Raw genomic sequence first — 14,621 nt, forward strand, 5'->3', positions numbered from 1 at the left:
ATCTATAACATAAAAATATTTGTTTTTAAAATATTTAAAGGTTTTCTTTATGTAGTATACTCAGCATTAATTTTAACATAATCATATGTTAAATCACAACCCCAAGCTGTCGCTTCACCATCACCCAAATTCATCTCAATATTAACTTTAACATTTTCTGACTGCATCACCTTTTCAGCTCTTTTAAGATTTGGTGTATCTTCAAATGCTAAAATTTCACCATCACGAACAAGATCTACTTCATCTGCATCATTTGCAATAGCTATTGTTACAATATCCGGATTCAAATCACATCCAGAATAACCTATTGCAGATACTATTCTTCCCCAGTTTGGATCTCCACCAAATACTGCAGATTTAAATAAACTTGAGGATATAATTGATTTTGCAGCTAATTTCGCATCATTTTCATTTTTTGCACCGCAAACATTAGCTTCAATGAATTTAGTAGCACCTTCACCATCACGAGCCATTTTTTTAGCTAAATCAATACATAGATAATTCAAAGCTTCCTGGAAATTAGGGTCTAACTCGCTATCTTTTACAACTTCAACATTAGATGCTCCATTTGCCATCATCAAACATGTGTCATTGGTACTTTCGTCACCATCAACAACAATCATGTTAAAACTGATATCTGCAGATTTTTTTAATGCTTTTTTAATTTCATCAGATGGAATTACTGCGTCAGTCACAATAAATGACAACATTGTTCCCATATTCGGAGCAATCATTCCACTTCCTTTGGTAATGCCTGCAATTTTAACTTTTTCACCACTTGTTAATGTAACTTCAACCGCACATTCTTTTGGGAATGTATCAGTTGTCATTATAGCTTTTGCAGCAGCTAGAGAATTTTCAGGTTGATTTCCTAATTTTGAAAATGATTCATAAGCAACTTTAGAAATAATATCTATAGGCATTTCACGACCAATAACACCTGTTGAAGAAATAGCAATTTCATCTTTAGGTACTTTTAAATCATTAGATACTAATTCAACTAATGTTTCACAATCTTTGAAACCTTTTTTACCTGTAAAACAATTAGCATTACCACTATTTACAAAAACGGCAGAAATAATTCCTTTTTTAAGTACATTTTTAGTATATTTAACTGGAGCTGCAACTACCTTATTAGAAGTAAAAACTGCAGATGCAGTACTGTTTGGTGAATAAATAATTGTAACACCAAATTTACCTTCACGTGCTCCAGATACTTTAAGATTTTCTATAACAGAAAATCCTCCATTTAAATTTTTAATAAACTCCATAAAACTCACAAAAAATAATTAATACGATGGTTCAACCGTAACATTCAGTTCAGTTAAAGTATCATTACTATTATAATCAACATTATCCACTTCAGAATCATAAGTGAAGTTCTCAACATCACTTAAATTGGTGGTCATTTCTTCTGTGACATTTTCCCACTGAGGACCATTATCATTTTCAAATGTTAATGATATTCCACTTCCTACACCTAAGACAAATGCAATTAAAGCTAAAATAATAAGAAATACAGTAATATTACCCCATTTTCGCGGTTTACGTGATTGGGATCTAGGTTTAAATTGAGGTCTTTTTCTTTTATTTGATCTCCTTGAACGATTACTATTTGGAGAAAATAAAACCCTCTTATCATCTTCTTTTCTTCTCATATTACCTCACTTCTCTATTTATTAAGCTACAAATGCATAAATTAAAGCTATTATAATACCTACGAAACTAAACATCCCAAGTCCCAAAATTGACATCAAAAATGTAAATATAAACACAAATGCAAAAACACCAATCAATTTTGCCTTTTCATTTTCTATTAAATTGATTAAAGTTCTTGTAAATTCAGATGGAATATTATATGCATATAATCCATTTGCTAATTCAAATACTACTAAAGACAATGGAGAAGTTGATTTTAAATCATCAACAAGTTGTGCTCTTTCACCTGCTTCTCTTCTACTTCTACCTACTCCAGCCCTTATTTTAGCACCATTATCAAGTGCAAACCATGCAGCATCAAGTCCTGCACGTATCGCTAAGTCTTTAGATGGGAATCTTGCAATAAAATCATCCCCTCCTTCACGATAACCTTCTAATTCACCATCACATTCTTGTTCAATGAAATTTTTAATACCAGTCATCAAATCAACGAGTTTATTACGACCATTTTTATCTATAAACTTAGTAGAATCAATTAAATCAATGAATAAATAATTTTCCAGATTCATTGGTCTTGATTCTTGAAGTAAAAATGGAGAATCAAAAACAAGTGCATATTCACCACCTAATTTAGTAAATGCAATACCTGGAAAGCTACCTACATTTTGAGTATAATGAATAGCTCTTTCAATAGATGCTGCACCAGTCATTCCAACAGCAGAAATCACTTGAATTCCTTCAGATAATCCAATACCAATTAATTCAATAGCTACACGAATTGCATCATTTTTACTTAACATTTTAGCAACTAATTCTGTAGCAGTTTTTTCTACAACTTCCCCTTTTTCATTTTCAATTATTTTTACAAAAACATTAATCAAATTAGACGGATTTTGAAGCTCAATGTAAAAATAACGATCATTACCCATGATAATATTACTTACTAAAGCATATTCCTCAATTTTGTCTTCAGCAGGAGTCAATTCATAAAAATTATAATCCTTTGGAAGGTTTTCACCACCAACATCACGAATTAAATTTTCTAGAATGGAATCTGATGTTATTTCTGCCTTATCAAGTTCAAAGAGAATAGTTTGAGTATAATTGAATAACTCAACATATTCAGTTTCAAGAGAATTTGTTGGGAAAAATTTGGTTCCAATAGAAATTGGATTTAAATTAGTGGTTAACTTAATTAAAGATTTAGTTAACAAATTAACCATCTAAACCTCCTCCCTTCTCAAGATCTATTTCGAAATCACCAGGTTTTTCTAAAAGCATATCTGGTTTTACTGAAACAAATGGGAATTTCCAAGATCCAAGTCTTCCAGCTATTGTACTTGCAATATTCCTTGAATTCTTTTTAATAAATATTTCATCACTGCTACATACACGAACTGAAATATTATATGGTGCATACTCAGTTACCTCATCAGCCAACAGGATGTTCAATTCAAAAGTACCTGGTTTAATAAATAAATCATTTCTAACTGCAATCAGCGGTTTTTTTTCAAGACCTAATCTATCCGCAACAGTAACTGAAATATTCCCTGCATTCTTAACAGCAATTTTATAATCTTTAGGATGCACCAATACAAAAATCACATAAGGTGCGGCTATTTCAACATCATCAACCATTTCCACAATTTTATTAAACATTGGAATTTTAGCAAAGATGTTTTCAAGTCTAGATTCAGTGTTATTCTCATTATCAATACGAATAATAGCCTGTTTAGCAATATTCAATGGAGAAATTTCCAAACCTTCCTTACCAGTATAAATTTCCCATTTTTTAAATTTTAATTCTTTTATAATTTCATCACATATGTTCTGAAGGATATTCTTATCTTTTTTAACTTTCTTAGGTTTACCAAATGTGAGTCTATCATTTTCAATTATAAATGGAATCCTCATAGAAGAAATATTCCTAAATTCGGCAGCATAATCTCTGAATTTATCATTGGATAAAACTTTTGCGTTTTCACGTGAAGCAATATCCAAAATGAAATGATCTGCATCATTACCTGCTGGAACTTCTTCTACATTATCACTTTCCAATAATTTCAAAAATGTTTCTTTATCATCAATATCATGACGAAGTGATGCATCAGCTATAATTACAAACTCATCTTCCCCTTCCTCTAGTGCTTTAACAGCTACAAGTATATTAGACATTTGGGGTTGTCCCATTTCATTTTTAACACTAAATGCCACATTAGAAGCATCTACAACCACTTTCATAATATCACCTAAAACTAATATAATTCAGTTAATATATCTCTGTATTCAATTATTTAAATTTACTTTATAACACATTTTTCGCATATTTTCCAAATAAAAATCTTTCTCCGCCGACATTATTGAGAAAAATTTCTATTTCATCCTCTGTAACATTATAAGTCATATAAGAATTAGTTATTCTACCTCTAAGCTTTTTAGAAGAAAGAGAACCTGCATTCACCACAATAGTGTTGTTTAATTTCCATATATTTGGAACATGCTTATGTCCAGACACTACTAAATCAACTTCATGAGTTGTTAATGTTTTTAAAACATCCCCTGCATCGGATAAGACATTACGTTCACGCCCAGTTTGGGGAATAGAAATTACATGATGGTGTAAAGCAACAATGGAAAAATTTTCATTAATAACACATTCATCTAATTGATGTTCTAACCACATATGCTGAGGACCACCAATACGTCCTTTACTTTCATCAGGAGAACTACTATCCAATCCAATAACGGTTAAATCGCCATCCATAGTTAATTTCCAACTACGCTCACCAATCAACTCTTCGAAAGATTGATAACCTAAATTTTTAGCATCATGATTTCCTGGAACTGCAAATAGTGGAGCTTCAAACATCTTTAAATATTCAGTTGCCTTTTGAAACTCAGCATAATAACCATCATTAGTTATATCTCCGGTTAAAATAATCATGTCCGGCTGTAAATTATTGATTTCTTCAACAGCCCTCATGAACATAGCTTCATCAAATTCATTTTCACAAATGTGTAAATCTGAAATATGTACAATAAGAGTCATTTTATCTATTGATTCAATTTCATGATAGCTTCTGCAAGGTCACCTTTACATTCCTCAAGTGCGGATTTTGCTTCGTCTGCTGAAACTCCTGCACTATTAGCTACCATTTCAATATCTTCATCTGGAATTTCAATTTCATAATCAAGTTCTACTTCACGAGCCCTACCTTCAATTTGATAAGTTTCCTGACCCATTACATTCATTAAGCTTACGCTAGGCTCATCAATAACCAATTCTTTTTCATCAAAACGAATAATAACTTCACGAACTCCTTCAAGCTCTTCCATTTTCATACCCATTTTTTTCATTTGTCTTTCCATCTGTTTCATTTGTTTTTTATTCATACCCGGTATCATAATAGAACCCTCATAAAAATTAGATGTTTATAATATATTATTTATTATAATTAAAAGTTGCTTAAAATACAGTAAAAAATAGAAAAATTAAAAAAAGAAAAAAATTAGTTGGTAAATCCATAACCTTCAGTTTCAAATGTTTTTGCAACATCTTTTAAAACTTCAGGGATATTAATTTCCTGTGGACATTCTTCAATACATAGTTCACATTCAGTGCAGTCTGAAGCAATTCCAACACCTGGAACCTTTGAATAGTTTACATAAGCATTTCCTATAGGAGACCATTCATTTTCACCAAGGATTTTTTCTTTATTGTACAAATCAAAGATTCTTGCAATGTCAATACTTTCACTGCAGGCATCAACACAATATCTACATTTTGTACAATCCACAGTAATGTTAGCATTAATGATCTCTGAAACTTCGCTAATAACTTCTAATTCTTTATCATTAAGCGGAGTTACATTTTTAAACTCAGCAATGTTCTCTTCAATTTGTTCAAGACTACTTGCACCAGTTAAGACTAAGAAAACTCCTTCCAAACTAGCTACAAACCTCATTGCCCAGGAGGTGATTGACTTGTCTGGATTGCATTCTTTCATTATCTTTTCAGCCTCATCAGGTACATCAGATAAAAAACCGCCTTTATATGCTTCCATTACCATTACTGGCTTATCGTGTTTTCTTGCAACTTCCCAACATTTTCTAGATTCAATTCCTTCATCTTCCCAATCAAGATAATTGAGCTGTAACAATACGAATTCCACTTCTGGATGGAGTGTTAATATATTATCTAAAAATTCAGCATTACCATGAGTGGACAATCCTAGATGCTTGATGTATCCTTCTTCTTTTTTCTTCTTTGCAAATGAAAAGGAATCAACATCCAACCATCCTTTTTCAGAAAATCCACTTACATTATGCATTAAATAATAATCAAAATATTCAACACCACACCTTTCAAGTTGCTCAGAAAAAATTGGTTCAAGCTGTGATTCCTCGGTGATTGCAAAAGTAGGTAATTTATCGAATACCTTAAAAGAATCTCTCGGATATCTTTCAACAAGACATTTTCTTAAAGCTACTTCACTTACTCCTTCATGGTAAGGATAAGCTGTATCAAAACAATTAAAGCCAGCTTCCATTAATGCATCAACCATCTTTGAAACTTGATTAAAATCCACACTTGAAAAGTCATTTTCATCCAAAATTGGAAGTCTCATCATTCCAAATCCTAATTCTGTCATTGTAATACCTCATTAAAATATAATAAAAAAATAGTTAATCATATAAAATTTATTTTATACTATTTATTAAATTTTTTCCTTTATTCACTAAGTTTACAGAGTATAGGATTATATTATCATCACTAAATTGATGATTACACCCAAATCAGATTTAAAAAACCCAATTAATTGCTCAAGGAAAATATATTTAAATAAACTTTTTAATAATAATCACCATGACAATTAAACGATGCGATTGGGTAACTGATGAAGAAATATACATCAAATACCATGATGAAGAATGGGGAGTGCCAAAGCATGATGATCGAGAATTGTTTGAAATGCTTGTTTTAGAATCATTTCAAGCAGGTCTTTCTTGGATTACAATACTTAAAAAGAGAGAAAACTTTAGAATTGCTTTTGATGAGTTCGATTATACAAAAATAGCTAAATATGATGAATACAAAATTGAAGAATTGAGAAAAAATAAAGATATTATTCGTCATAAAGGCAAAATATCCGCTGCAATAAATAATTCAAAAATATTCATGGAAATTCAAGAAGAATTTGGTAGTTTTGACAACTATATTTGGGGATTTACTAATAGAGACATAATTAAAGCTGAGTTTAAAACTGAATCTGAATTATCTAAAACTATTTCCAAAGATTTGAAAAAGCGTGGAATGAAATTTGTAGGACCAGTAATTATTTATTCATATCTTGAATCCATTGGAATTATAAATAATCATCAGGAAAATTGTTTTTTGTTTAGTAAATAAAATTATTAGTAAATACTGTAACTCTCATTGTTTGAATAGCTTACTGTCAATATAAAGAAAAAAAATAAAATAAGATTATAAATAATCTTCAATTAATTCATAATATGACCCTTCAGCACATGACCTGCATATAGGCCTTCCACCTCTAAGCACATGACAACCATCAGATACTTTTTCACCACAAATAGAACAAAATGTTGTTGTGTAAGGTTTGCCAGGTATATCTCCTGGACCTAATTCAATTTTTACCCTATCCACTTTAAATAACTCTTCAGGAGGAGTTCTTCTGAAACGGGAAATCATCTCTTCTTTTGTCTCTTCATCTTTAAATTTTTTATTTGCATCAGCATCAGTAATCCTTACAGCTTCCCCAGTATCTTGATTATAAAAAGTAGCTGCAAATTTACCATAATACATCTGTTTAAGAGTTCTTTTACCCATAGAGCAACCAGTAACAGACTGAACAGCATCGGACATGCACCTATCAATTTCCAAAAATACAATTAAATTTTCATGTCTTCGATTTAATTCCATTCCAAGCAATTCAAGTCCATACATTGCTAATTTAGTTCCTATAGCTATTCCACCACATACATGTCCATGAAATTCTGCTGCTTTTGCTAATTGTTCATAATAATCTTCTTCATTCATCTAGTCACCTTATAAATCCAATTTGAAGTTTGTTTTTAAAGGAACACAAACTTTTCTTTTATTTTCTAATTCTATTAACTTTACATCAATAGAATATGCCTTTTTTAAATTTTCTTCAGTTACAACATTACTAGGTTCCCCATAATCAATAAATCCTCCATCTTTCATGATAGCTACTTTATTTGAGCTTAGGAAAGTATGATCTGGAAAATGAGAGGACATAATAATTGAAAGACCTGATTCTGCCAGATTCTCAATAATTTCTAAAAGTTTAATTTGATTTCCAAAATCCAAATGAGAAGTTGGTTCATCTAATATCAAAATATCCTGCTGTTGACATAATATTCTTGCCAAAAATACTAACTGCATTTGTCCACCACTTAAATTAGTGTATTCCTTGTCTTTGAGATTTTCAATTCCTAAAATTCTCAAAGAATTCAATGCAATAACCATATCTTTTTTCTTAGGAGAATCTGTCAAATTCAAATAAGGTGCTCTTCCCATAAGTACAACATCAATTACTTTAAATGGAAATAAAGGAGCATGATTTTGAGGGATGTATCCCATATTTCTAGATATTTCCTTAAAAGATAGTTTTTTGATGTTTTTACTCTTAATTAGAATTTCACCAGAGTCAATATCCTGCAACCCATTTAAACATTTTATCAATGTTGTTTTTCCAGTCCCATTAGGACCTAAAATACATAATACATCTCCCTTTTCAATTGAAAAGCTAATGTCAGAGAATATTTTACTACCACCATAAGAAAATGAAATGTTTTTAACTTCATAGATATTATTCGTCATGCCCATTCGGAATACCCTCTTTTAAGTAAGTATAAGAATATTGGAACTCCAATAATGGCTGTCAATATGCCAATCGGAATTTCAATTGAAATTAGAGCTCTTGAAATATTATCAACCAATAATAAGAAACTTGCACCAAAGCTTAGTGAAGCCGGGATTAATATCTTATTATTTGGGCCAACAATCATACGAACCATATGTGGAATAACAAGTCCAATCCAACCAATGATTCCACTTACGGAAACTGCAGCAGAAGTTAATAAAGTACATCCTGCAATAATTAACATCCTGATTCGTATTGGGTTCAATTCTTGAGTAAAACCAAATTGCTAATCTAAAATTGGCCTCATTGAATTCTAAGGCCATACCAGTAGTTGGGTCATTATGAATAATCCGATTTCTCAATCTTCTGACTTCATCAAATTTATTTTTAATCTCTTTTGATATTCCTCCCTTCTCATACAAATTATTAATCATAGCATAAGGATTCATAAAAGTAGATTTACCTAATTCTGGATTTATTCTATAAATTTCCCTAAGCAATTCTTCAAAGAATCTGCTTCCAAAACATACTGAGGATTTTGGTCTGAAATTTAGAAGTTCATATTCCATTTCATATGCAATATCATATAAATTCTTAAAATCATCTTTTAGAAAATCAAAATTACCCATAATTATACACCAATATAATACTGATTATGTATAATTTATGTCAAAAAAGAATATATATTTATCTATAATAAAAACTAAAAAAGACTAAATTTATCATATGATTTTAACAATATCCAAAAACACATTATCTCGATCAATATAATAAATATAATCACCTTCAAGAAGCTTTGGAGGATTTACACAATTCATTTTACCTGTCAAAATCTTATTTTCACTTATTTGGACATTATACCTTACACAGTCATTGTTTTTTCGACTTTTAAAGTAGTGTATGTCCCTCACCAATCCTACCTTGATGTCACTAGCTTTTTGGAATTTTTCAAGTTTTTTAATAGCTACACCAGTATAGAAACTTATCTCTTTTTCATATTTTTCTAAATCATCCAAATAAATTAAAGATAAAATCCTGTAAAAGTCACCTTGCCCATTTACATGGCAGAATAATGGCGCACTTATTTTATTTAAATCATTCCCATATCTTTCAATAAGCTCCCTTGGAACTGTTAAATTTAAAGTATTGAATCCATCACTAACCTTTGCTATACCATAACCATTCTTTTCTGTAAATTTCATACACATTACTTTAATGTAGAAATCAGAATATTCAGAATTCTCCTTTAAACTAGCTAGACTTTTAACTTCCTTAGTTATTCCAATCTGTTTTAAATCATATTTATCCAAGAGATTTTCATTTATTACTATGTTGATTTTTTGAAATTCCCTTGACATCTTTTCTGTTTCATCCCATTTGACCTTTTTACCTGAAACTATGGAATACATTTCATCCCTTGGTTTATTGAAATCATCTAAAGCTCCTGCTTCTATTAATGCTTTGACTATTTTTGCATTGACTTTGCTTGTTTTATGTTTCATGAAATCTTTAAATGATCTGAAAGGCCTGTTTTCCATTATCGCCACAGTAGCTGGAATCCCAACTCCTTTAATTGATGTTAAAGGTAAATAGACTTTATTGTCCGTAATTGCATATTTACAAGTAGAGATATTAATATTCGGATTTGCCAGTTCATATCCTTCATTTACAAGTTCATCTAAGATTTTTTGCCTTTTACTTTCGCCATCTGCATGATTTAGAGAAGCAATGTAAAATTCTGATGGATAATATGTTTTTAACCATCCTCCAAGATATGCTATCATCGCATAGGCTACAGAATGGGACTTGTTAAATGAATATGCACCAGAACTTCCTATTTTATCCCATACTTTAATAGCTACCTCCTCATCAATTCCACGACTAACACATCCCCTAATGAATTTTGGATAGTATTCTTCAAAGATTTCAGGTATTTTCTTACTTATTCCCCTTCTGATATTGTCTGCATCAGCAGGTGTTAGTCCTGCAAAATCTGTAATTATCCTCATTACATCTTCCTGATATATTATTGCGCCATAGTTTTCCTTTAAGATTGGCTCCAAATCAGGATGTTCATAGCTTACCAATCGCTTACCGTGTTTACAGTCAATGTATCTTTCACGATCCCCTCCACTTTTTGCACCAGGTCTTGAAAGTGCTACAACAGCAGCCAATTCCTCAAAGTTTTCTGGCTTCAACATCCTGCAAACGCTACCTGTTGCACCTGCACCTAACTGGAATAATCCCAACTGTGATTTATTTATTGTTTTGAAGACTTCCTCATCATCATAGATTTGCGGAAGCTTTACATCCTCTTCAATTAAATTCAATGCATCTTCAAATACTGCTAATGGTTTTATTCCAAGCAAATCGTTTTTAAGAAAACCTAATGCATCACATGTCTTACCATCATTATCCAAACATATCAAGTCATTAACTTTTAAAAGAGAATCATAATATTCTACAGGCTTGTCCAGAGTTATTACTGCTCCTGCATGGACACTATAGGATTTAATTAAACCTACAAGTTTTTTGTAATTCTTTTCAATGAATGGATGGCGTTTTAAAAATTCCATAACCTTTGGAACATTTTCAGCATGCTTACTTCTACCCATAGCCTTTGTAACATTATTGGATTCTCTAAATGATACTCCATCAAGCCTTGCTAGATCCTTAATAGCTAGTTTTTCTGTCCATTGCAAGTGATTAATTACTTGAAAACTTTTATCTAATCCAAAATCCTTTTTAACCTCTTCAAGGACTTTTTGCCGTTTTGTACTGTCAATATCAGTATCAATATCGGCTAGCCCAATAGAACTGATTCTTGTAGGATTTAAAAATCTTTCAAATACCAGTTTATGCTTAATTGGATCTATCTCCGTTATTTTAAGACAATAACAAACAAGACTACCTGCAGCAGAACCTCTTCCAGGACCTAATCTAATTCCATTGCTTTTAGATTTCTGACAAATAAAAGCCGTGTTTAAGAAGAAATCCGCTAAATCTCCAGATTTTATGATGTCAAGTTCCTTGACTAATCTTTCGATGTATTGTGGATTATCTTTAAATCCTCTTTTTTCAAGACCTTGAAATGACTTGTCAACTAAATATTGGTGATTGTCCATTAATTACCATTCCTGCAATTCAAATAATTTATCAAGTTCCTCATGCTTATCAAAAATGGGAATATGTCTTTTAGGCTCTTCTATATATCCCTTACACTGTTTAGCTATTTTTTGAGTTTGATTAATTGCCTTTGGAACTAAATCCATATAAGGAAAATCAGATTCCATGGCAAACTTAGTTATTAACTCAGAATTACCAAGACAGTTACTTTTTAATGATTCATCAATTTCACTATACTCTTTATTGTAAGAAATAGCCTTTACAATTCTCCTTAAATCCCTGTCAGTCTCATCAATAAAATGAGCATCCGAACTTACAGTCAATGGGATGGATAATTCTTCACTCAGCTTTACAAGACCGACATTCACTATTGATTGCATGTGAAAATCTGGGTGAAACTGCAATTCAAGGGCAAAATTACCATCAAAGAGATTATAAAAAAATTCACAATAGCTGGCCGCCCTGTCAAAGCTATTTAACAAAATATATTTTGAAATTGTTGAAGAGAAACAAGCTGAAGTGGCATAAATACCATCATGAGGATTATTTTCTAAAACTTCATACCTCAAGATAGGTTTATAATAAAAATCATTAACAGCTAACCTTTGAAAACGCCTAATATTAACCATACCCTCTTGATTCATAGCTAATAAAACTAAATGGTCCCTGTCACTATTTTTAGATTCTCCAAATTGCCAGCAATAAAATTCATTACCAAAAATAGGATGGATATTCTTATCTTTAGCGCATTGATTGAATTTAATCCATGCTGCACAGCTGGAATGATCTGTAATAGCTACACTGGACTGCCCATACTCTAAAACTTTATCTACCAAGTCTTCAATCTTGATTACTGAATCTTGAATTGAATGTAGGCTATGAACATGAAGATTTACAAACGGATCCATTATCTTTTCTCCTGTTTTAAATTAAATATCATCTAATTTTTTAATAGCAGTTCTATGAATTATCAGAATGAACTTTAATTTATAGAATTTGGTTAATATTCTGTATTTTAATAAAATTACATTTTTATCTTTTACTATAATTTTTGTGTTTAAAAAAAGTAATGTAATTAAATAATAAAAAAAGAAAAAAAGTTAAAAGGAGATTTAATCCCCTTTATTCCAATTTACAGCACCATAAACAATGCATAAAAGTGTAGATAATATGATTCCTACATATACTCCCCAAATCATTGGGTCTTCTATTCCAAAAACCATCATTTTGCCTCACTTCCCTTATTGTCTATGTTTTCAAATGCTTTATCGATTACCTCTTGCTCTAGAGGTTTTGTAAGTAAGCTAACTACAATTGTAAATATTGCAGATATCGGTACTGCAATTAACATTACGTCAATGAACGGCCATGGTGCTGCAGGAAGTAATGTTTCAACTCCAAAGATAAATTTACAGATTCCAAGTCCTACAGCAGTTTTTTGGAATACAAAAATCAACCAGAATAAGCTGACTATTGTTCCAGATACGATTCCTGCAATAGCTCCGAGTTTTGTGATTCCTTTCCAGTAAAGTGCTCCTAAGAATACTGGCAAGAATGCTGCTGCACAAATTTCAAAGAACAAGCTTGTTCCAAGTGCAACTACACTTCCTGGAAGTAAGAATGCCATTATTAATGCCAATATGATAGCTATTAAGATACCTACTCTTGAAATGCTTACTTGGTCTAGTTTTTGTTTGGATTTCTCTCTTAATGTACCATAGATATCTACACCAAATGCTGTTCCTTGAGTGTGCAATTGTGAAGATATTGTTGACATTGCTGCTGCAATTAATGAAAGCAAGAATATGTATACAAACCATTCAGGCATTGCCATTGTAATAAATGTTGGAATTACCTTGTCTATGTTTCCTCCAACTACATCTACTGCGATTTTTCCGAGTGTGTCATAGAAGTACACATTGGAAATTGATCCTACGATATATGCTGTTGTTGGCATGATTGCAATGAATATTCCTCCAATTAATACAGACCTGTTTAATTCTTTATCTGACTTAACTGTCATGAATCTTACAATCAATGAAGGCTGAGCAAGTACTCCAATACCTACACCTATGAGTGTTGAAGATACAAGGGACCACCAAAATGGACTTCCAAACGTTGGAAATGACGTCCATCCAGTTCCACCCGCTGCAATAGCCTCAGCAGGATACAAGTTAACCATATTTGTCAATGCTGTATTTGCAGTATCTACTCCACCGAGTAACCAATATACAAATACAAGCAAGAATACCATAGCAACAACCATGATACTTCCCTGTAATGCATCAGTATACATTACACCACGAATACCACCAAACAATACATAGAATGTAATAATAATTGACAATATAAGAAGAGCAATACCGAAATCAATCAATAAAGAAGATTCTAAAAATCTTGCAGCTCCAATCAATACAACAGCTGCATATAGTGGCATTGCAAAGAAAATAATCATTCCAGAAAAATAATGGATGAATTTACTGTTAAAACGTTTTCCTAAAAATTCCGGGAATGTTAATGAATTTAGTGCATGCCCCATTCTACGGGTTCTTTTTCCTAAAAATACAAAAGCGATGAATACTCCAATGATAATGTTTAAGAATGCCAACCATAAAACACTCATACCATATTCACTGGCAACTCCTCCAAAACCAACAATAGCTGCTGTCGAGATAAACGTAGCACCATAACTCATTGCCATGATGAATGGATGTGTATCTTTACCAGCAATCATGAAGTCTTCAGAGGAATTAGTTTTTTTGTATGCATAATAACCTACAAAAACAAGCGCAAAGATGTAAATTATAAATACTATTGATAAAATCATTACGTCCATAAATAATTACCTCAAAAAATAAAAATTAACATTTACATTATTAATATAGCATACTTATTTATATAAAGATTACTATCATACATTATAGT

The 14,621-nt window shown here is 31.4% G+C and carries 14 protein-coding genes and 1 pseudogene; 1 reads left to right on the forward strand and 14 read right to left on the reverse strand.

All coding sequences use genetic code 11. The features are described 5' to 3' along the window. Positions 1–47 precede the first annotated feature (47 nt). The 7 genes from argJ to ACR0P1_RS00760 all read right to left on the reverse strand — a co-directional run bounded on the left by argJ (position 48) and on the right by ACR0P1_RS00760 (position 6,311). Positions 48–1,271, reverse strand: a complete 1,224-nt coding sequence (gene argJ, locus ACR0P1_RS00730) for a bifunctional ornithine acetyltransferase/N-acetylglutamate synthase (RefSeq protein WP_432644498.1) — start codon at positions 1,269–1,271, stop codon at positions 48–50. Between the two features lie 18 nt (positions 1,272–1,289). Next, positions 1,290–1,658: a hypothetical protein gene (locus ACR0P1_RS00735; RefSeq protein WP_432644499.1), complete on the reverse strand. Its 369-nt coding sequence runs from the start codon at positions 1,656–1,658 to the stop codon at positions 1,290–1,292. Positions 1,659–1,679: 21 nt separating this feature from the next. Then, a complete protein-coding gene (locus tag ACR0P1_RS00740) occupies positions 1,680–2,882 on the reverse strand; it encodes a hypothetical protein (RefSeq protein WP_432644500.1) in 1,203 nt (400 codons plus the stop codon). Beyond that, positions 2,875–3,900, reverse strand: coding sequence for an NYN domain-containing protein (locus ACR0P1_RS00745; RefSeq protein ID WP_432644501.1), 1,026 nt, complete (start codon positions 3,898–3,900; stop codon positions 2,875–2,877). Before ACR0P1_RS00745 ends, ACR0P1_RS00740 begins: the two co-directional genes overlap by 8 nt. Before the next feature lie 64 nt (positions 3,901–3,964). After that, positions 3,965–4,708: a metallophosphoesterase family protein gene (locus tag ACR0P1_RS00750; protein WP_432644502.1), complete on the reverse strand. Its 744-nt coding sequence runs from the start codon at positions 4,706–4,708 to the stop codon at positions 3,965–3,967. A 5-nt stretch (positions 4,709–4,713) separates the two neighbouring features. After that, positions 4,714–5,064, reverse strand: a complete 351-nt coding sequence (locus ACR0P1_RS00755) for a nascent polypeptide-associated complex protein (protein WP_432644503.1) — start codon at positions 5,062–5,064, stop codon at positions 4,714–4,716. A 104-nt stretch (positions 5,065–5,168) separates the two neighbouring features. Next, positions 5,169–6,311 carry an aldo/keto reductase gene (locus ACR0P1_RS00760; RefSeq protein ID WP_432644504.1) on the reverse strand — a complete coding sequence of 381 codons (1,143 nt, stop codon included), beginning with the start codon at positions 6,309–6,311 and terminating at the stop codon, positions 5,169–5,171. A gap of 215 nt (positions 6,312–6,526) precedes the next feature. On the opposite strand from ACR0P1_RS00760, the gene ACR0P1_RS00765 reads away from it, so the two are divergent. After that, the gene (locus ACR0P1_RS00765; RefSeq protein WP_432644505.1) at positions 6,527–7,069 is read left to right on the forward strand and encodes a DNA-3-methyladenine glycosylase I; all 543 of its coding nucleotides are present in this window, start codon (positions 6,527–6,529) and stop codon (positions 7,067–7,069) included. Positions 7,070–7,144: 75 nt separating this feature from the next. On the opposite strand, the gene ACR0P1_RS00770 is transcribed toward ACR0P1_RS00765, so the two are convergent. The 7 genes and pseudogenes from ACR0P1_RS00770 to ACR0P1_RS00800 all read right to left on the reverse strand — a co-directional run bounded on the left by ACR0P1_RS00770 (position 7,145) and on the right by ACR0P1_RS00800 (position 14,532). Continuing rightward, a complete protein-coding gene (locus ACR0P1_RS00770; protein WP_432644506.1) occupies positions 7,145–7,720 on the reverse strand; it encodes an FmdE family protein in 576 nt (191 codons plus the stop codon). Positions 7,721–7,729: 9 nt separating this feature from the next. Continuing rightward, on the reverse strand, positions 7,730–8,533 hold the full coding sequence (locus tag ACR0P1_RS00775; protein ID WP_432644507.1) for an ABC transporter ATP-binding protein: 804 nt from the start codon (positions 8,531–8,533) through the stop codon (positions 7,730–7,732). After that, positions 8,524–8,835, reverse strand: a pseudogene (locus ACR0P1_RS00780) (FecCD family ABC transporter permease); the annotation flags it as partial. The pseudogene ACR0P1_RS00780 and the gene ACR0P1_RS00775, both read right to left, overlap by 10 nt. A 457-nt stretch (positions 8,836–9,292) precedes the next feature. Continuing rightward, a complete protein-coding gene (dnaE, locus tag ACR0P1_RS00785; RefSeq protein WP_432644508.1) occupies positions 9,293–11,695 on the reverse strand; it encodes a DNA polymerase III subunit alpha in 2,403 nt (800 codons plus the stop codon). A 3-nt stretch (positions 11,696–11,698) separates the two neighbouring features. Continuing rightward, a complete protein-coding gene (locus tag ACR0P1_RS00790; RefSeq protein WP_432644509.1) occupies positions 11,699–12,604 on the reverse strand; it encodes a PHP domain-containing protein in 906 nt (301 codons plus the stop codon). Positions 12,605–12,808: 204 nt separating this feature from the next. Then, the gene (locus tag ACR0P1_RS00795; protein ID WP_432644510.1) at positions 12,809–12,922 is read right to left on the reverse strand and encodes a symporter small accessory protein; all 114 of its coding nucleotides are present in this window, start codon (positions 12,920–12,922) and stop codon (positions 12,809–12,811) included. Continuing rightward, positions 12,919–14,532, reverse strand: a complete 1,614-nt coding sequence (locus ACR0P1_RS00800) for a sodium:solute symporter family protein (protein WP_432644511.1) — start codon at positions 14,530–14,532, stop codon at positions 12,919–12,921. The genes ACR0P1_RS00795 and ACR0P1_RS00800 overlap by 4 nt, the downstream gene beginning before the upstream one ends. Between the last annotated feature and the right edge of the window lie 89 nt (positions 14,533–14,621).

The organism is Methanobrevibacter sp., assembly GCF_050872065.1.
In the GTDB taxonomy this organism is placed as follows: domain Archaea; phylum Methanobacteriota; class Methanobacteria; order Methanobacteriales; family Methanobacteriaceae; genus Methanocatella.